At 60.5% G+C, this 17,572-nt stretch carries 16 protein-coding genes; 8 read left to right on the forward strand and 8 right to left on the reverse strand.

The genetic code is table 11. The annotated features are described in order from the left end of the window. Window positions 1-51 precede the first annotated feature (51 nt). The 4 genes from ACA046_RS25950 (at window position 52) to ACA046_RS25965 (ending at window position 5,420) form a co-directional block, all read left to right on the forward strand. Complete coding sequence (locus ACA046_RS25950) at window positions 52-1,818, forward strand: sensor histidine kinase (protein WP_459023384.1); 1,767 nt, start codon at window positions 52-54, stop codon at window positions 1,816-1,818. Beyond that, window positions 1,812-3,137 carry a sigma-54-dependent transcriptional regulator gene (locus ACA046_RS25955; protein WP_459023386.1) on the forward strand — a complete coding sequence of 442 codons (1,326 nt, stop codon included), beginning with the start codon at window positions 1,812-1,814 and terminating at the stop codon, window positions 3,135-3,137. Before ACA046_RS25950 ends, ACA046_RS25955 begins: the two co-directional genes overlap by 7 nt. Before the next feature lie 207 nt (window positions 3,138-3,344). Beyond that, window positions 3,345-4,664, forward strand: a complete 1,320-nt coding sequence (locus tag ACA046_RS25960) for an MFS transporter (protein WP_076017454.1) — start codon at window positions 3,345-3,347, stop codon at window positions 4,662-4,664. 123 nt (window positions 4,665-4,787) lie between these two features. Beyond that, window positions 4,788-5,420 carry a flavin reductase family protein gene (locus ACA046_RS25965; RefSeq protein WP_459023389.1) on the forward strand — a complete coding sequence of 211 codons (633 nt, stop codon included), beginning with the start codon at window positions 4,788-4,790 and terminating at the stop codon, window positions 5,418-5,420. A 141-nt stretch (window positions 5,421-5,561) separates the two neighbouring features. Here ACA046_RS25965 and ACA046_RS25970 read toward each other — a convergent pair whose 3' ends face one another. Beyond that, complete coding sequence (locus ACA046_RS25970; RefSeq protein WP_318302212.1) at window positions 5,562-5,810, reverse strand: hypothetical protein; 249 nt, start codon at window positions 5,808-5,810, stop codon at window positions 5,562-5,564. Window positions 5,811-5,853: 43 nt separating this feature from the next. Further along, window positions 5,854-6,195, reverse strand: coding sequence for an antibiotic biosynthesis monooxygenase family protein (locus ACA046_RS25975; protein ID WP_003214130.1), 342 nt, complete (start codon window positions 6,193-6,195; stop codon window positions 5,854-5,856). A 326-nt stretch (window positions 6,196-6,521) separates the two neighbouring features. Between ACA046_RS25975 and ACA046_RS25980 the strand changes: the two genes are divergently transcribed. Continuing rightward, on the forward strand, window positions 6,522-7,451 hold the full coding sequence (locus tag ACA046_RS25980) for an AraC family transcriptional regulator (RefSeq protein WP_459023391.1): 930 nt from the start codon (window positions 6,522-6,524) through the stop codon (window positions 7,449-7,451). 84 nt (window positions 7,452-7,535) lie between these two features. Here the strand turns inward: ACA046_RS25980 and ACA046_RS25985 are convergent, their stop codons facing one another. The 6 genes from ACA046_RS25985 to edd form a co-directional block, all read right to left on the reverse strand. Next, a complete protein-coding gene (locus ACA046_RS25985) occupies window positions 7,536-8,480 on the reverse strand; it encodes a terpene synthase family protein (RefSeq protein ID WP_459023393.1) in 945 nt (314 codons plus the stop codon). 114 nt (window positions 8,481-8,594) lie between these two features. After that, window positions 8,595-9,338, reverse strand: a complete 744-nt coding sequence (gene uppS / locus ACA046_RS25990) for a polyprenyl diphosphate synthase (protein WP_497675245.1) — start codon at window positions 9,336-9,338, stop codon at window positions 8,595-8,597. A gap of 138 nt (window positions 9,339-9,476) precedes the next feature. After that, on the reverse strand, window positions 9,477-10,946 hold the full coding sequence (locus ACA046_RS25995; protein ID WP_318302213.1) for an ATP-binding protein: 1,470 nt from the start codon (window positions 10,944-10,946) through the stop codon (window positions 9,477-9,479). After that, entirely contained in the window at window positions 10,936-11,667 is a 732-nt protein-coding gene (locus tag ACA046_RS26000) for a response regulator (protein WP_003214124.1), read from the reverse strand. Before ACA046_RS26000 ends, ACA046_RS25995 begins: the two co-directional genes overlap by 11 nt. Before the next feature lie 155 nt (window positions 11,668-11,822). Then, window positions 11,823-12,779: a glucokinase gene (locus tag ACA046_RS26005; protein ID WP_459023398.1), complete on the reverse strand. Its 957-nt coding sequence runs from the start codon at window positions 12,777-12,779 to the stop codon at window positions 11,823-11,825. After that, window positions 12,776-14,602, reverse strand: a complete 1,827-nt coding sequence (gene edd / locus ACA046_RS26010) for a phosphogluconate dehydratase (protein ID WP_459023400.1) — start codon at window positions 14,600-14,602, stop codon at window positions 12,776-12,778. Before edd ends, ACA046_RS26005 begins: the two co-directional genes overlap by 4 nt. Window positions 14,603-14,823: 221 nt before the next feature. Between edd and gap the strand changes: the two genes are divergently transcribed. From gap to ACA046_RS26025, 3 genes are all read left to right on the forward strand, one after another. Then, on the forward strand, window positions 14,824-15,825 hold the full coding sequence (gene gap, locus ACA046_RS26015) for a type I glyceraldehyde-3-phosphate dehydrogenase (protein ID WP_003214117.1): 1,002 nt from the start codon (window positions 14,824-14,826) through the stop codon (window positions 15,823-15,825). 184 nt (window positions 15,826-16,009) lie between these two features. Beyond that, a complete protein-coding gene (locus tag ACA046_RS26020) occupies window positions 16,010-16,528 on the forward strand; it encodes an RNA polymerase sigma factor (protein ID WP_003214115.1) in 519 nt (172 codons plus the stop codon). A 61-nt stretch (window positions 16,529-16,589) separates the two neighbouring features. Beyond that, complete coding sequence (locus ACA046_RS26025; protein WP_497675246.1) at window positions 16,590-17,558, forward strand: FecR family protein; 969 nt, start codon at window positions 16,590-16,592, stop codon at window positions 17,556-17,558. Window positions 17,559-17,572 lie beyond the last annotated feature (14 nt).

Below are 17,572 nucleotides of genomic sequence, written 5' to 3' on the forward strand. Positions count from 1 at the left end.
CATGCGCTGCGTGCTATGGTGCTCGCCCCTAATTGCACTGTTCATCTTCGTATGATTGCGATTCCCCGCCCGTTGCGTTTGACCTTCTACTCCCTGCTGATCATCGCCGGCGCGACGCTGGCTGCCGCCCTGGCCACCCGCCACGCCGAACGCCTGGCCCTGGTGGATGACGCTGCCCGCGCCAATCAGCAACTCGCGCTGTACGCCAACTCCCTGCACACCCTGATCGAACGCTACCGCGCCCTGCCCGCCGTGCTGGCCCTGGACTCGGAAATGATCAGCGCCTTGAAGGGCCCGCTGGACACTGCCACCCAGGATTTGCTCAACCGCAAACTGGAGCGTATCAACGGCGCCGCCCAGTCTTCCACACTGGAACTGATGGACCGCAACGGCCTGGCCGTGGCCGCCAGCAACTGGAATTTGCCCAGCAGTTATGTGGGACACAACTATGCGTTTCGCCCGTACTTCAGCCAAACCCTGAGCCAAGGCACCGGACGTTTTTATGCGGTGGGGGTGACTACCGGGATTCCGGGGTATTTCCTCTCCAATGCGGTGGTTGGCGAAAACGAACAGTTCCTCGGTGCCATGGTGGTCAAGCTGGAGTTCCCGGAACTGGAACGCGAGTGGGCTCAGGGCAACGACCTGCTGCTGGTCAGCGATGCCCGGGGCATTGTGTTTATCGCCAATCAACCGGGCTGGCGCTACCGCGCACTGCGCCCGTTGTCGGACAGCGACCATGCCGAACTCAAGGCCACCCGCCAATACGACAAGAAACAGCTGCTGCCGCTGGACGCCGAAGCGTTGCAGCGCTTTGACGAGAACAGCCACCTGATGCGCGTCAACGGCCCCGACGGCAAGGCCAACTACATCTGGGAATCCCTGCCGCTGAAAGCCGAAGGCTGGACCTTGCACCTGTTGCGCAAGCCACAGGTTGCCTTTGAGGACCAACGCAACGCCGGCCTGGCCGCCGCCGGTTCGTGGCTGGCGCTGGTGTTCCTGGTGCTGTTCCTGACCCAACGCTGGCGCCTGGCCCGCCTGCGCCAGCGCAGCCGCGAAGAACTCGAACGGTTGGTGGAAGAACGCACACTCGCCCTGCGCACCGCCCAGGATGGTTTGGTGCAGTCCGCCAAGCTGGCGGCGCTGGGGCAAATGTCAGCGGCCCTGGCCCACGAAATCAACCAGCCACTGACCGCCCAGCGCATGCAGCTGGCGACCCTGCGGCTGCTGCTGGATCACGGTCGGGTGGACGACGCCTACCAGGCCCTGACGCCGCTGGACGACATGCTCACGCGCATGGCCGCGCTCACCGGCCACCTCAAGACCTTCGCCCGCAAGAGCCCCAGCGGCCTGCGCGAACGCCTCGACCTGGCCACGGTGGTGGACCAGTCCCTGCATTTGCTCGACGCCCGCCTGCGTGACGAAGCCATCGGTACCGTCCTCGATTTGACCCGTCCGGCCTGGGTACGCGGAGACGCGATCCGCCTGGAACAGGTGCTGATCAACCTGCTGCGCAACGCCCTCGACGCCATGGCCGACAAACCGCGCAAACGCCTGGAAATCCGCCTGCACGCCGATCAACAGCTGTGGTGCCTGACCGTCAGCGACAGCGGTGGCGGGATTGCCGAAGAAAATCTCAACAGCGTGTTCGACCCGTTCTTCACCACCAAGCCGGTGGGCGACGGGCTCGGTTTAGGGCTCGCAGTGTCGTACGCTATCGTCCACGAACTCGGCGGCCGCCTGAGCGCCGGTAATCACGGTGACGGGGCGATCTTTACCCTGACCTTACCCATCGCCCTGGAGACACCTGACCTATGTTGAACGCGGTGATTGTGGTCGATGACGAAGCCAGCATTCGCACGGCCGTCGAGCAATGGCTGAGCCTGTCGGGCTTTGACGTGCAGTTGTTCAGCCGCGCCGAGGAATGCCTGGCGCAATTGCCCAAGGACTTTCCCGGGGTGATCCTGAGCGACGTGCGCATGCCCGGCCTCAGCGGCCTGGAGTTGCTGGCCGAAGTGCAGCGGCGCGATGCCGACCTGCCGGTGATTCTGCTCACCGGCCACGGCGATGTGCCGATGGCCGTCGAAGCCATGCGCGACGGCGCCTACGACTTCCTCGAAAAACCCTTCAGCCCCGAAGCCCTGCTCAGCAGCCTGCGCCGGGCGCTGGACAAGCGCGGGCTGGTCTTGGAAAACCGCCGCCTACACCAACAGGCCGATCACCGGGCCCAGTTGGAATCGAGCTTGCTGGGGGTATCCCGAGGTTTGCAGAACCTGCGCCGTCAAGTGCTGGACCTGGCGGGCCTGCCGGTCAACGTATTGATTCGCGGCGAAACCGGCAGCGGCAAGGAGCTGGTCGCCCGTTGCCTGCATGATTTCGGCCCCCGGGCGAAGAAACCATTTGTGGCGCTGAACTGCGCGGCGATTCCCGAGCAGCTGTTTGAAGCCGAGTTGTTCGGCCATGAAAGTGGCGCGTTTACCGGCGCCCAAGGCAAGCGCATCGGCAAGCTGGAGTATGCCGACGGTGGCACGCTGTTTCTCGATGAGATCGAAAGCATGCCCCTGGCCCAGCAGGTGAAATTGCTGCGGGTGTTGCAGGAGCAGAAACTGGAACGGCTCGGTTCCAATCAAAGCATCAAGGTGGACTTGCGAATCATCGCCGCGACTAAGCCCGACCTGCTGGACGAAGCCCGCGCCGGGCGTTTTCGTGAGGATTTGGCCTATCGCCTGACGGTCGCGCAACTGCGCCTGCCACCGCTGCGGGAACGCCGGGAAGACATTCCGCTGCTGTTCGAGCACTTTGCGCAAAGCGCCGCCGAACGCCTGGGCCGCAGCTTCGCTCCGCTGAGCGGGCCGGCGCTGGGCCGCCTGCTCAGCCATGACTGGCCGGGCAACGTGCGAGAGTTGGCCAACGTCGCTGAACGCCAGGTGCTGGGGCTGGGTGAACCGGAGCCGGAAGGCATCGAAGCCGGGCAATCGTTGGCGGCGCAGCAGGAAGCGTTTGAAGCCCATTGCCTGAAAGCCGCGCTGACCCGGCACAAGGGCGATATCAAGGCGGTGCTGGCCGAGCTGCAGCTGCCCCGGCGCACCTTCAATGAGAAAATGCAGCGCCATGGCTTGGCACGGGACACGTTCCTCTAACCCGATCGTTCCCACGCAGAGCGTGGTTGCGATCTTCGTCGGCGGATTTCCGCTCATCACCCTTCAATCATCAGCAACTTTCCGCTCAAAAAAATCCTGCAACCCTTCTAGACCGGGCCTTCATCTGATTGGCACAGCTCCTGCTATAGCCCAACCAGGCTGCGCTTGGGCGCGCTCCACAAAAACAATTAGATGAAGGATCCTTAAATGGATAACTCCAACTCCCTGCCTCTGGGGTCGGCGGCTGCGCCGGCAAAAGTTCGCACCACTTCCAGCCGCATCAAGTCGATCTTCAGCGGATCGGTCGGCAACATGGTCGAGTGGTACGACTGGTACGTCTACGCTGCATTCTCGCTGTACTTCGCCAAGGCCTTTTTCCCGAAAGGCGACACCACCGCCCAACTCTTGAACACCGCCGCGATCTTCGCCGTGGGTTTCCTGATGCGTCCGATCGGCGGCTGGCTGATGGGCCTGTACGCCGACAAAGTCGGGCGTAAAAAGGCCTTGATGGCCTCGGTGTACCTGATGTGCTTCGGCTCGTTGCTGATTGCCCTGAGCCCGGGCTATGAAGCCATTGGTATCGGTGCGCCGATCCTGCTGGTCTTTGCCCGTTTGCTGCAGGGTCTGTCGGTCGGGGGTGAATACGGTACCTCCGCCACTTACCTCAGCGAGATGGCGACCAAGGAACGTCGGGGCTTCTACTCCAGCTTCCAGTACGTGACCCTGATCTCCGGCCAGCTCATCGCCCTTGGCGTGCTGATCGTGCTGCAACAGACCCTGACTACCGAGCAGTTGTACGACTGGGGCTGGCGTATCCCGTTCGCCATCGGCGCCCTGTGTGCGGTAGTGGCGCTGTACCTGCGTCGTGGCATGGAAGAAACCGAGTCGTTCACCAAGAAAGAAAAAGCCAAGGAAAGCGCGATGCGCACCTTGATGCGTCACCCCAAGGAACTGATGACTGTGGTCGGCCTGACCATGGGCGGCACCCTGGCGTTCTACACCTACACCACCTACATGCAGAAATACCTGGTGAACACCGTCGGCATGAGCATCTCCGACTCCACCACCATTTCGGCGGCCACGCTGTTCCTGTTCATGTGCCTGCAACCTATCGTGGGCGGGTTGTCGGACAAGGTCGGCCGCCGGCCGATCCTGATCGCCTTCGGCATCCTCGGCACGCTGTTCACCGTGCCGATCCTCACCACCCTGCACACCATCCAAAGCTGGTGGGGCGCGTTCTTCCTGATCATGGCGGCGCTGATTATCGTCAGTGGCTACACCTCGATCAACGCGGTGGTGAAGGCCGAATTGTTCCCGACTGAAATCCGCGCCCTGGGCGTTGGCTTGCCGTATGCACTGACCGTGTCGATCTTCGGTGGTACCGCCGAATACATCGCGCTGTGGTTCAAGAGCATCGGCATGGAAACCGGTTACTACTGGTACGTGACGGCCTGTATTGCGGTGTCGCTGGTGGTGTACGTGACCATGAAGGACACCCGCAAACATTCGCGGATTACCACGGACTAAGGGTTCTGCCGAGATAAAAAAGGGGCTGTGTCAGTGTATGACACAGCCCCTTTTTCATTGGCGAACACTCCACCTGAGTGCACTATGATGCCCTTCCCCGAACCACCAGCAGGAACCCCGGCCATGTCCGACGATATCCATTTCTACGAACCCGCCAACGGCCACGGCCTGCCCCATGACCCGTTCAATGCGATCGTCGGCCCGCGCCCGATTGGCTGGATTTCGTCCCAGGACCGCGAGGGCCGCCTGAACCTGGCGCCCTACAGTTTCTTCAACGCCTTCAACTACATTCCGCCGATCATTGGATTCTCCAGCGTCGGGCGCAAAGACAGCCTGAACAACATCGAACAGACCGGCGAATTCGTGTGGAACCTGGCCACCCGCCCGCTGGCCGAGCAGATGAACCAGAGTTGCGCGCCGGTCTCGCCCGAGGTCAACGAGTTTGAATTGTCCGGCCTGACGCCGGTGGCTTCAAAGGTTATTGCCGTGCCTCGCGTGGGTGAGAGCCCGGTGTCGTTCGAGTGCAAGGTGACGCAGATCATTCAGCTGCAGCGCGCCGACAAGGAGCTGGTGCCCAGTTGGCTGGTGCTTGGCGAAGTGGTCGCGGTGCATATTGCCAAGTGGCTGTTGAAAGACGGGGTGTACGACACGGCTGCCGCCGAGCCGATCCTGCGTGGAGGCGGCCCGGCGGATTATTTTCAGTTGGGTCCGGAAGCGCTGTTTAAAATGTACCGCCCAGGCGCCGCGCAACGCTGATTGGAATGCGATAAAAATGTGGGAGCGGGCTTGCTCGCGAAGGGGGCGTGTCAGTCAATGCATATGCCAACTGATCCACCGCATTCGCGAGCAAGCCCGCTCCCACACAAGCCCGCTCCCACATTTGGATCAGCGGTGTTTTTAGTTGGCGGAAGTTGCCCAAGAGAGCTGACCGTCTTCATCTACATTGAGCAAGCGCTCCAGTTGCAGAGCTGCGGCATCATCAGCGTCATCAGCGGTCTTGAATTTCTGTCCATCGAGGATCTTGTGAAAGCGCGGTGCACCCATGCCATCCAGTGCCTTGACGGCGATGGCGGCGCTGTAGCCACCCTCATCTTCACGCACCAAGGCGGAAACGGCTTCGTGGTGGGCAAACTCTTTACGTGCCATGTTGCAGGTCCTGGCCAATGGGAAAGGCGGCCATTCTAAAGCACTAACCCGCCAGTTGCAGGTACTCGCCATAGGCGTTGGCCGCCGAGGCGTCGGTGAAGGTCTGGAAGTCCATGCTGCGAACCACCATGTCATTCAACAACTCGGTGAACACCATCAGCGCCGGCGAGCTGAAGTAGGCACTCATCGCCTGCTCGCTGCTCCAGAAGCCCGACACCAACCACACATCCGGGTCGGCCAGGGAGTGCTGCAACGAGAATTGCAGGCAACCCTGAGCCTGGCGGCCCGGTTCGATCAAACTACTCAAGCGTGCACCCAGTTCGGTGCTGTACCCGGTACGGGCACGGATAAAGGCCATATGGCTCGCGGGAATGGGGGTGGACATGTTCGACTCTCCCGTTGAGAAGTGATGCTCGGCAAGCACTGTGAGAGCGTGTTGCCACAGGATCAAAGATACTGGCGCAGGTGTGGATGCGGTTAGTCGATTCCTGCCGGCTTATTGCACAATCCTGCGAGATGCATAGATATAGCAATCGGCCTGCAGGTTTTATTCCCGGCATGACTGCTGTATTTCAGGAGGATGACAGCCCCCCGCTTGCCTGATTCACGATTTATCGCAGGATCAGGCAAGGATTGTGCAGAATCGAAGTACCGCTTTTTGCAAAGCCGCCTTTAAGCTGTGCCCATCGTCAAAACACCAGAGGATGTCCCATGCCGTCGCCCGATCTTCGCTCCACGCCCCTCGACGCCGACATGGAAAAGCAGCGCGCAGAACTCGCCGGCATCGTACGTCGGCACACTTGGGAGGACGGGTCCTACGGCACGGCGATCACATCGCTGTACCTCAACCGCCATAACACCCCACGCGAATTCACGCCGGTATTGGTGGAACCCGCGCTGTGCATCCTGGCTCAGGGCAGCAAGGAAGTGCGCCTGGCGGATGAAGTCTTCGCCTACGACCCGCTCAATTACCTGGTGTTTTCGGTAGCGATGCCGGTGGCCGGGCGCATCCTTGATGCCACGTCGGAAGACCCCAACCTGTCGATTCGAGTGAATATCGATCCGGCACAAATCACCGCACTGATTGCCGAAGCCGGGCCGATGGGCGTGCCTCCGCGCCCGACCTCCCGAGGGATGTATGTCGACCGCCTGGACAACCAGCTACTCGACGCCGTGCTGCGCCTGACCCGATTGCTGGACACGCCGAAAGACATCGCGATGCTGGCGCCGTTGATCAATCGCGAAATTCTTTATCGTTTGTTGCGTGGCCCGCAGGGATATCGGCTGTATGAAATCGCCGTCGCCAACAGTCAGAGCCATCGGGTGAGCCAGGCGATCACCTGGTTGAACGGCAACTACGAACAGCCCCTGCGTATTGATGACCTGGCCAAGGAAGTAAACCTCAGCGTCTCGACCTTGCACCACCGCTTCAAGGCGATGACCGCCATGAGCCCGTTGCAGTATCAGAAGCAGTTGCGCTTGCAGGAAGCCCGGCGGTTGATGATCGCCGAGGGCCTGGAAGCCTCGGCGGCGGGTTATCGGGTGGGCTATGAGAGCGCTTCGCAGTTCAGCCGCGAATACAGCCGGTTGTTTGGTGCGCCGCCGCTTAGAGATCTGGCCAGATTGCGTCAAAGCATTTGACGCACCACAGACCGACAATGTGGAATTGGAAGCACGCTTCGTTCCGAGAGTCGCTGTAACCCAACCCACATGGAGCGCGCTGCCCTAAGTCATATCCAGCCCGGTGAAATAGTAGTCGAGGCGATATCGCGGCGAATGACGCGCCCAGTCGTAGTGCCCCCTCATCTCAGATCGCATAGACGACAGAAAGCGTATCAACTCAGGGCTGGCCCCCTTTTGCGCAGCGGTCTCCAACTCAAGATACCGGTCTATCAACTGGTTATGCAGCGCTGCGGTAGCGTCCAGCGCATCCTGCTCATTCAGTCCTTCATGCGCAATGAGTACGGCTGGATAGTTGAGGGCTACTACCCGCGTCTCATCTCTTTCCTTAGGGAACGAAAAGATGTCGTTGCATAGCGCAGTGATACTGGTAACCACTGCATTCAGGTCACGAATGTCTTGACGCAGGTACTCCGTCGGCGGGACTTCATATCCGGCGGCGACGTCTTGCAACGCCAAACCGAATGGCGTTGCAGTGGTTAACCGGCGCCCCACGAGGTACTCCACCGGACTCGGTGTGCGGCGCATGGAATGCCAACCGGCTTCCCACAGCGTTCCAACAAAATAGTAGGTAGCCGCCTCAACGCAGCGCATGTACTGAGTCGATGAACTCAGCATTTGCAATCGCCGCCAACTGTCTATTGTCGCGGTACCGATGCTTTTACACAGACTGGCTTGCTGAGCCGAGCAGCCTGCAATAACCGCTGCCCCTAAAGCGTCGTGCTCCCGGGCGTTGGGGTTATCCATGATCTCGCGGAGCCATAGATGCAGACGGGTCAGATTGGCTACGTCGTGCCCGAAGATGCCCGTGTCTCCTACAGCATCATCCAATGCAAACAGCCAACCAAAAAAATCGGTGATCAACTGCAAGCCTTCATCGGTCGCAGTAGGGTACTCACGACCGGTGAACTCTCCAAAATTGCCATACTTCACCGAGCGAGCCATCACGGGATCAGTCAAAAGCCCAACGCTCGTCAACCAGCGAACCATGGACGCTTCCACCTGGGGACCTGCGGGGTGGATGGTTGCAGCGAAAGGGTAACTCAGGCGAGGAAACACTAACCTGGCTGCCGGACTCATTGGCCTGCCCCTCATACTGTGCAATCAGGCGCCAAAACGGCGCTGTCTTTGCAGATAGCTGTTGATGGCTGCGTCAAAATCATTCTTGCTGAATTCCGGCCAGCACACGGAAGAGAAATAGTATTCGGAAAATGCACTTTGCCACGGCATGAAGCCTGACAGCCTTTGCTCGCCAGAAGTGCGAATAATCAGGTCAGGGTCAGGGTTGCCAGCGCTGTAGAGGTGGGCGTTCACATCCTCAAGGCTCAATGTTTCGGCCAGATTGGAAAGCTCTCCGGTGGCTTCACGCTCAATCAGAATTTTTCTGAATGCCGAAACGATCTCATCACGGCCGCTGTAGGCAATGGCAATGTTGACCCACATCCCGCTCTCTCCCCGAGTGAAGGCCTGGACGCGCTCGATGGACTGAACAACCTCGCCGGGTAACTTACATAGCTCGCCAAAAAAGTTGAGGCGCCAGCGGCGTATGGCAGCCAGACCATCAATCACGTCAACGATAATGCCCAGTAATGCATCGATTTCCTGTGCATCGCGCTTGAGGTTCTCCAAGGACAAGGGCCAAAGAGTAACCTGGGGAATATGGTGCATGTCGCACCAGGAAAGAAACGTGGCAACTGCCGCCCCGCCCTGGCGATAACCTTCTGTAACCGGCAGGTTATTCTTCGCTGCCCATCGCCGATTGCCGTCCATTATGACCGCAAGATGCTGCATCGGAGGGTTAGTAACTGCCGACCATACACCGGGGATGTCCGCATCTTCATTGCGCATGAACAACACTCCTGACGCATCCTGCGTCCTGTACCCGGATAGTGCTGAACCCACTCGAAATCGGCCACTGTCAGAAATGACAGTTATTTATACAAAATTGGAATAACCCCAGAATATTTAGCGATAGCCGTCAGCGTGCTAGTCGAGGCCGCGAGGCAGCTGCAAGGTCACCCGCAAGCCACCCTCCCGCAAATTCTGCAAACTCACTTCACCGCCATGGCTGTGGGCAATGTTACGGGCGATGCCCAGGCCCAGGCCGTAACCCTGTTGCTGCCCGGCCAGGCGGAAGTGCGGCTCGAAGACCTGCTCCAGGCGCTGTTCCGGCACGCCCGGGCCTTCGTCGTCGACGTGGAGGATGAACTCCGCGCCATCGTCTTCAATATGCAAATGGGCGTTCTGCCCGTACTTCAGCGCGTTGTCGATCAAGTTGCCGATGCAGCGCTTGAGCGCCAGCGGCTTGCCCGGGTAAGTCGTGAGTGCCCGGCCAGTTTGGGTCACGCGGCCATTGCCGTTGGGTGCCAGGTACGGTTCCACCAGGCAGTCGAGCACATGGTTGAGGTCCACCGGTTCGATGTTTTCGTGGATGTCGGTGTCTTTCACACACTGCAGCGCGCCTTTGACCAGCAATTCCAGTTCATCCAGGTCGCGGCCGAATTTGACTTGCAGGTTTTCGTCTTCCAGCAATTCCACCCGCAACCGCAGGCGTGTGATGGGTGTGCGCAAGTCGTGGGAAATTGCGCTGAACAGTTGGCTGCGTTCGGTCAGGTAACGGCTGATGCGTTCGCGCATCGCATTAAACGCGCGGCCCACTTCCACCACTTCGCTGCCGCCGCCTTCGGCCACCGGTTCCACGTCGGCGCCCAGGGACATGTCCCGCGCGGCCCTAGCCAGGCGCTTGAGCGGACGGCTTTGCCAGTGCACCAACAGGCCGATAAACAGCAGCAGGAAGCCGCTGGTCAGCACGATAAACCATACCTGCTGGTACGGCAGGCCTTGTTCTTCGAGGCTGGTGTAGGGTTCGGGCAACAAGGAGGCGATGTACAGCCATTCGCCTTGCGCCAGCTGGATCTGGGTGACCAACACCGGCGGATTTACCGGCTCCAGGGTCAGCGCGTAATGCGCCCAGGAGCGCGGCAGTTCATCGAGTTTCAAACCGGCGTTGAAGATGCGCAGGTCTTCGGCACTGACGAATTCCACCGAAACGTGCACGTCGCTGCCCAAGGTCTGGCGCAATACTTCTTCGACGGCACCGAGTACCGCTTGCTTACGTGGGGTTTGCGGCAACACGGCCATGTCCAGCGGCTTGTCGTTGAGGGTCACCACAAACCGCGTGCCGCCCATGCTGCGCAATTGATCGAGCACCAGCGGCCGAAAGGCCACCGGCAAGGAACGGAAATAACTGACACTGGCGGTCATCGAATGCGCCAGGCTGCGGGCAGCGGTCACCAGGCCTTCGAGCTGGGTGGCGCGCAGTTGTGACACCCAGATCACGCTGGATAACGCCTGGGCAAACAGCACCGCCAACAGGGTCAGCAGTAACATCCGCCCCAGCAGCGAACGCGGTACCGGGATCCGCCGGCGCAGTTCACGCAGGCGTTCAGTGGGCATTGCCGGCAACCACGCTGGCTGCCAATTGATAGCCACTGCCGCGCACGGTGCGGATCAGCCGGGGTGGTTTTTCGGTATCGCGCAGGCGCTGGCGCAAGCGGCTGACGGCCATGTCCACAATTCGGTCCAAGGGCATCAGGTCGCGGCCGCGGGTGGCGTTGCCAATGGTGTCGCGGTCGAGGATTTGCTGGGGATGATCGAGGAACAGTTTCAGCAGGGCGAAGTCGGCGCCGGAGAGAATCACTTCCTCACCGTCGACGTGGAACAGCCGGTGGCTGACCATGTCCAGGCGCCACTCGCCAAACACCAGCACCTCGCCGCCGCTGCGCTCCTGGCCAAACTGGCAGCGCCGCAACAGCGCCTTGATACGCGCCTGCAACTCGCGGGGACTGAAGGGCTTGCCGATGTAATCGTCGGCGCCCAATTCCAGGCCGATCACACGGTCGGCTTCGTCGGAACTGGCGGTGAGCATGATGATCGGCACCTGCGCCTGGCGCGGGTGCTGGCGGATCCAGCGGCAGAGGCTGAAGCCATCTTCGTCCGGCAGCATCACATCAAGGATCACCAGGTCGCACGGCGCTTCGTTCATCGCCTGGCGGAACCCCGCGCCATCCGGCACGCCACGCACCTGGAAACCGGCGCGGCTGAGGTAAGTTTGCAGCAACTCGCGGATTTCCTGGTCGTCGTCGACCAGGAGAATGGATTTACTGATTACGCTCACGGGGCCCCTCCTTGTTGTTATGGCCAAGCTTAAGTCATTTGTTGCCCTTGAGGCCGCCTTCGCGAGCAAGCCCGCTCCCACATTCGACCTCATTCATCCAGTTGGAATGGGATTGAATGTGGGAGCGGGCTTGCTCGCGAAGAGGCCATCACTGCCTACGCAAATGCCTGCTCAAGCGCCACACCAGCACCTGTCAACCCTGAATACGGTGCCGTCACCAGCCACACCGGAATGCCTTTGAAGTAGTCGCTCATGCAGCCTTTGTCACAAAAACTCTTGGCAAAACCACTCTTGATAAAGAAATCGGCAAAGCGCGGGATCACGCCGCCAACGATATAAACCCCTCCACGGCCGCCAGTGGTCAGCACGTTGTTACCGGCAACACGGCCCAGCCAGATACTGAACTGGTCCAGCACTTCCAGGGCAATCGGGTCGCCCGCCAGGCCAGCGGCAGTGATGGCCTCGGGGGTTTCCAGCACGGCTTCATGGCCGTCCACCGCGCAGATCGCCCGGTACAGCCTCGGCAGACCGCCACCGCTCAAGGCGGTTTCAGCGCTGACATGGCCGATCTCGTTGTGGATGTGCTGCCACAGCTGGGCTTCCCGCGGGCTGCTCACCGGCAGGTCGACATGGCCGCCCTCCCCCGGCAATGCGGCCCAACGGCCATGGCCGAGGTCGAGCAAAGTACCGACACCCAGGCCGGTGCCCGGGCCAATCACCACCGCAGGCCGCAACGGTTCCGGCGCGCCTTCGCACACCACACGGAATTCGTCCGGTTTCAGGCGGGTCATGCCCAGGGCCATGGCCGAGAAATCATTCACCAGCAGCAGTTCGTCCACCTGCAAGGTCTTGCAGAACGCAGTCTTGCTCAGGCGCCAGTGATTGTTGGTGAATTTAAATTCATCTCCGCTCACCGGCCCGGCGACCGACAGGCACACCGCACCGATCGAGCCGACGGCCAGGCCTTCTTCCTTCAGATAGACCTGGATCGCCTCTTCGGGGCTGGCATGATCCGCCGTCGCGTGGACGCGGATCGAATGCAGTTCCTGATCACGCCACAATGCAAAACGGGCGTTGGTACCCCCAATATCACCGACCAGCGCAAGCTTCACTTAAGTGTCTCCAGGGCAGAGGTAAAGGCGCTGGCGCCCTGCTCTGCGGAGCTTGCGGCCAAACGCATAAACGCAAACAGCTCGCGACCGGCCCCCACGTTATTGCCCAGAAGGCCCGTGGCAGGCACGCGCGCTGCAAACTCTTCGGCGTCCACCTTAAGCTCCAAGGTGCCTTTGACGCCATCCACGCGAATAATATCGCCATCGCGCACACGTGCCAGTGGCCCGCCGCTCTGGGCTTCGGGGTTGACATGAATCGCGGCGGGAATCTTACCCGACGCGCCGGACATGCGCCCGTCTGTTACCAACGCCACTTTGAAACCACGGTCCTGCAGTACGCCGAGGAACGGCGTCATCTTGTGCAATTCCGGCATGCCGTTGGAGCGCGGGCCCTGGAAGCGCATTACCGCGACGAAGTCTTTTTCCAGCTGGCCAGCCTTGAAGGCATCGGCCAGGTCTTGTTGGTCCTGGAACACCACGGCCGGGGCTTCGACGATTTGATGCTCAAGGGCCACGGCGGAGACTTTCATCACGCCACGGCCGAGGTTGCCTTCCATTACCCGCAAGCCGCCTTCCGGGGAAAACGCACGGGCCACAGGGCGCAGGATGGTTTCGTCGAGGCTTTCGATCGGGCCTTCGCGCCACACCAGTTCGCCGTCCACCAGGAACGGTTCCTGGGTGTAGCGGCTCAGGCCATGACCGGCCACGGTATTGACATCGTTGTGGAGCAAGCCGGCTTCCAGCAGTTCGCGGATCAGGAACGACATACCGCCCGCCGCCTGGAAGTGGTTGATATCAGCCTTGCCGTTTGGATAGACGTGGGACAGGGTCGGCACCACTTCGGAGAGGTCGGCCATGTCCTGCCAGGTGAGGATGATGCCCGCCGACATGGCAATGGCCGGCATGTGCAGGGTGTGGTTGGTGGAACCGCCGGTGGCGTTGAGGGCGACGATGGAGTTGACGATGGATTTCTCGTCGACGATCTCGCCGATTGGCGTGAAGCTACCGTTGGCCTTGGTCAGGCGCGTGACCTGATGCGCAGCTTCGCGGGTCAGGGCATCACGCAGCGGCGTGTACGGGTTGACGAACGAGGCGCCCGGCAGGTGCAGGCCCATCACTTCCATCAGCAACTGGTTGGTGTTGGCGGTGCCATAGAAGGTGCAGGTGCCAGGGCTGTGGTAGGACTTCATCTCCGATTCCAGCAGCTCTTCGCGGGTGGCCTTGCCTTCGGCGTAGCGCTGGCGCACGTCGGCTTTCTGTTTGTTGGAGATCCCCGACGGCATCGGCCCGCCCGGCACGAAGATCATCGGCAGGTGGCCGTAGCGCAGGGCGCCCATCATCAGGCCGGGGACGATCTTGTCGCAGATGCCGAGCATCAGTGCGGCGTCGAACATGTTGTGGGACAGCGCTACCGCCGTGGACATCGCGATCACTTCGCGGCTCAGCAGGCTGAGCTCCATGCCCGGCTCGCCCTGGGTCACGCCGTCGCACATGGCGGGGGTGCCGCCGGCGAACTGGCCCACGGAGCCGACTTCACGCAGGGCTGTCTTGATTTGCTCGGGGAAATGTTCGTACGGCTGGTGGGCCGAAAGCATGTCGTTATATGACGAAACAATTGCCACGTTGGCGGCGTTCATCATGCGCAGGCTGTTTTTGTCTTCGGTGCCGCACCCGGCCACGCCGTGGGCAAAGTTGGCGCATTGCAGCTTGCCGCGCATCGGGCCGTCGCTGGCAGCGCCGCGAATGAGCGCAAGGTATGCCTCACGGGTTGCACGGCTGCGGGCGATAAGCCGTTCGGTGACCTCAAGTACGCGGGGATGCATGTATAGAACTCCAGGCTAACGGATGTGGCGACCTGAGTGTCTATGCTGGTCAAACGCCCGCCGCGAAGAGGTTGGCAGGGTGTTGCTTGACCAATCGGACCAGTTGATTCAGGTCACTCGTTGTAGATTGAACAAAATATTGCCACTAAAAAGGCTTGTTTTCTATTTTTATGCGAATAATCTTGTAATTCTTACAACAAATCGACGACAGGCACCTTCCAATGACTCTACGTATCGCTATCAATGGTTTTGGCCGTATTGGCCGAAATGTCCTGCGCGCACTTTATACCCAAGGCTACCGCCAGGATTTGCAGATCGTCGCCATCAACGATCTCGGCGACAGCTCGATCAATGCCCACCTGCTTAAATACGACACCGTACACGGTACTTTCGATGCAGAGGTCGCCCACGATCAGGAAAGCCTGACCGTCAATGGTGACCGGATTGCCGTGAGTGCCATTCGCAACCCGGCCGACCTGCCGTGGGCTGCCCACAAGGTGGACGTGGTGTTCGAATGCACCGGCCTGTTCACCGACCGTGACAAGGCTGCCGCCCATATTACCGCCGGCGCGCGCAAGGTAATCATCTCGGCCCCGGCCAAGGGCGCCGATGCCACCGTGGTGTATGGCGTGAACCATGACATTTTGCGTCAATCCCACCAGATCATCTCCAACGCTTCCTGCACCACCAACTGCCTGGCACCGGTGGCCCAGGTGCTGCACCGCGAGCTGGGCATCGAAAGCGGCTTGATGACCACGATCCACGCCTACACCAACGACCAGAACCTGACCGACGTCTACCACACCGACCCGTACCGCGCGCGTTCGGCCACCCAGAACATGATCCCGAGCAAGACCGGCGCCGCCGAAGCCGTGGGCCTGGTGCTGCCGGAACTGGCAGGCAAGCTGACCGGCATGGCCGTGCGTGTACCGGTGATCAACGTGTCGCTGGTAGACCTCACCGTGCAGCTGAAAAAAGAAGCCAGCGCCGAGCAGGTCAACGCACTGCTTAAAGAAGCCAGCCAGCACTCGAAAATCCTCGGCTACAACACCCTGCCGCTGGTTTCCAGTGACTTCAACCATAACCCGCTGTCGTCGATTTTCGACGCCAATCACACCAAGGTCAGCGGCAAACTGCTGAAAGTGCTGGCCTGGTATGACAACGAGTGGGGTTTCTCGAACCGCATGCTGGATAACTGCCTGGCGCTGTGCAACGCCGAGTAATGCTCGGCCTGTAGGAGCGAGCTTGCTCGCGAAAAACGCAAAGACACCGCGTTTATTCAGGACGCCAGCGCTATCGTTGACGCCCTTCGCGAGCAAGCTCGCTCCTACAGTATTGCCAAGTGCCACTTGCCATTTGCGTTGATGATAAGCATTATCATTTGATGCAAACCGGTCTGGTATCACTGTGAGCCAATCTCGCTTCAATCAAGTCTTCCTCACCCAGCGGGTGATTCTGCTGCGCACCTTGCAGCGGATGGTGAATAACCACAGCACCGCCGAGGACCTGCTGCAGGAAACCTACCTGCGCGTTACCCGGGCCTTGAGCGAACGGCCGATCGACCACCTCGAACCCTTCGTCTACCAGACGGCGCGCAACCTGGCGCTGGATCACCTGCGTGCCCGCAGGATTCAGGCGCGCACCCTGCAGGAAGATGTCCCACTGGACGTCCTGCAAAGCGTCGCCTCCCCCGTCAGCACTCCCGAAGACGCGACACAGGCCGAGCAATTGCTCGAGCACCTGAGTGTCAGCCTCGGCCAGTTGAGCGCCCGTCAGCAGCAGATATTTATCCTCAGCCGCCTGCACGGTTGCAGCTATCAAGAGATCGCCGACAAACTCGACGTGTCTCTGAGCACCGTGCAAAAGGAACTGAAATTGATCATGGCCATCTGCATAGGTGTGGCCGAAAGACTGGATCGCCCTTAAGCTTTGTCGGCACAGTCTGTAGGACTATTGATTAAAACGTGGCGAAGACCCGAGGAACACCGTGACGGATCCGAATAAACTGCACCCCCATGAGCTGGCTCATGAGGTGTTGCAAAACACGGCTATGGACCAAGCCCTCGACTGGCTGATCGCCTTGCAGTGCCCGCAACCCGGGCAGCAAGACGAATTTGAAGCCTGGCTCGCCCGCGACCCTTTGAACGCCGAAGCCTTCATCAAGGCCCAGGCCGCCTGGGCCGGCGCGCCGGTGCACAGCGCTGCCGTCGCCCTGAATGCGCCACGCAAACCCAGCGCCTGGCGCCGTATCAAACCTCACTGGAAACCCCTGACCACCGCCGCCGTGTTGTTGCTGGGCCTGTTCAGCTTCAGCAACCTGCCGATGCGCCTGCAGGCCGACCACCTCACCGTGGTGGGCGAACGCCAGCGCCTGCAACTGGACGATGGCTCGAAAGTGTTGCTTAACACCAATTCCGCCTTCTCCAGCACCATCAAGGACCACCAGCGCATCGCCCGCCTGTACCAGGGCGAGGCGTTTTTCGAAGTGCTGCCCAGCCGTGGCCTGCCCCTGGAGATCGACGCCGGCCCGGTGCGCGCCAGCGTGCGCGATACGTCCTTCGCGGTGCGCTACTTGAACGGTGAAGCCCAGGTTCAGGTACAGCGCGGCGACGTCGACCTGAGCAACACCTTTGACGATGCCCGGGTACGCCTGAGCGCCGGTGAAAGTATCCGCATCGGGCCCAAAGGCTTCAGCCAACCCGCCAAGCTGGACACCACCAAGGACCTGGCCTGGGTCGACGGTCGGTTGATCTTCGAAAACTGCCCGATGAGCGAAGTGCTGGCCGAATTGCGGCGCTACTACCCGGGCTGGATCGTCAACAACAACGACAAGCTCGCTAGCGTGGCGGTCACCGGCAATTACCGTCTCGACCAGCCTCTCGACGTCGTGCGCTCACTGGCGCACATCACTTCAGCCAAGCTCTCGGAATACCCGGCGCTGGTGATCCTGAACTAAATGAGAATTATTTT

The organism is Pseudomonas sp. LBUM1641 (assembly GCF_059716235.1).

Bases quoted from the DNA above. Each gene is read 5' to 3' on its own strand.
- ACA046_RS25950 (WP_459023384.1), top strand. From the start codon at position 52: ATGATTGCGATTCCCCGCCCGTTGCGTTTGACCTTCTACTCCCTGCTG.
- ACA046_RS25955 (WP_459023386.1), top strand. From the start codon at position 1,812: ATGTTGAACGCGGTGATTGTGGTCGATGACGAAGCCAGCATTCGCACG.
- ACA046_RS25960 (WP_076017454.1), top strand. From the start codon at position 3,345: ATGGATAACTCCAACTCCCTGCCTCTGGGGTCGGCGGCTGCGCCGGCA.
- ACA046_RS25965 (WP_459023389.1), top strand. From the start codon at position 4,788: ATGTCCGACGATATCCATTTCTACGAACCCGCCAACGGCCACGGCCTG.
- ACA046_RS25970 (WP_318302212.1), bottom strand. From the start codon at position 5,810: ATGGCACGTAAAGAGTTTGCCCACCACGAAGCCGTTTCCGCCTTGGTG.
- ACA046_RS25975 (WP_003214130.1), bottom strand. From the start codon at position 6,195: ATGTCCACCCCCATTCCCGCGAGCCATATGGCCTTTATCCGTGCCCGT.
- ACA046_RS25980 (WP_459023391.1), top strand. From the start codon at position 6,522: ATGCCGTCGCCCGATCTTCGCTCCACGCCCCTCGACGCCGACATGGAA.
- ACA046_RS25985 (WP_459023393.1), bottom strand. From the start codon at position 8,480: ATGGTTCGCTGGTTGACGAGCGTTGGGCTTTTGACTGATCCCGTGATG.
- uppS (WP_497675245.1), bottom strand. From the start codon at position 9,338: ATGCGCAATGAAGATGCGGACATCCCCGGTGTATGGTCGGCAGTTACT.
- ACA046_RS25995 (WP_318302213.1), bottom strand. From the start codon at position 10,946: ATGCCCACTGAACGCCTGCGTGAACTGCGCCGGCGGATCCCGGTACCG.
- edd (WP_459023400.1), bottom strand. From the start codon at position 14,602: ATGCATCCCCGCGTACTTGAGGTCACCGAACGGCTTATCGCCCGCAGC.
- gap (WP_003214117.1), top strand. From the start codon at position 14,824: ATGACTCTACGTATCGCTATCAATGGTTTTGGCCGTATTGGCCGAAAT.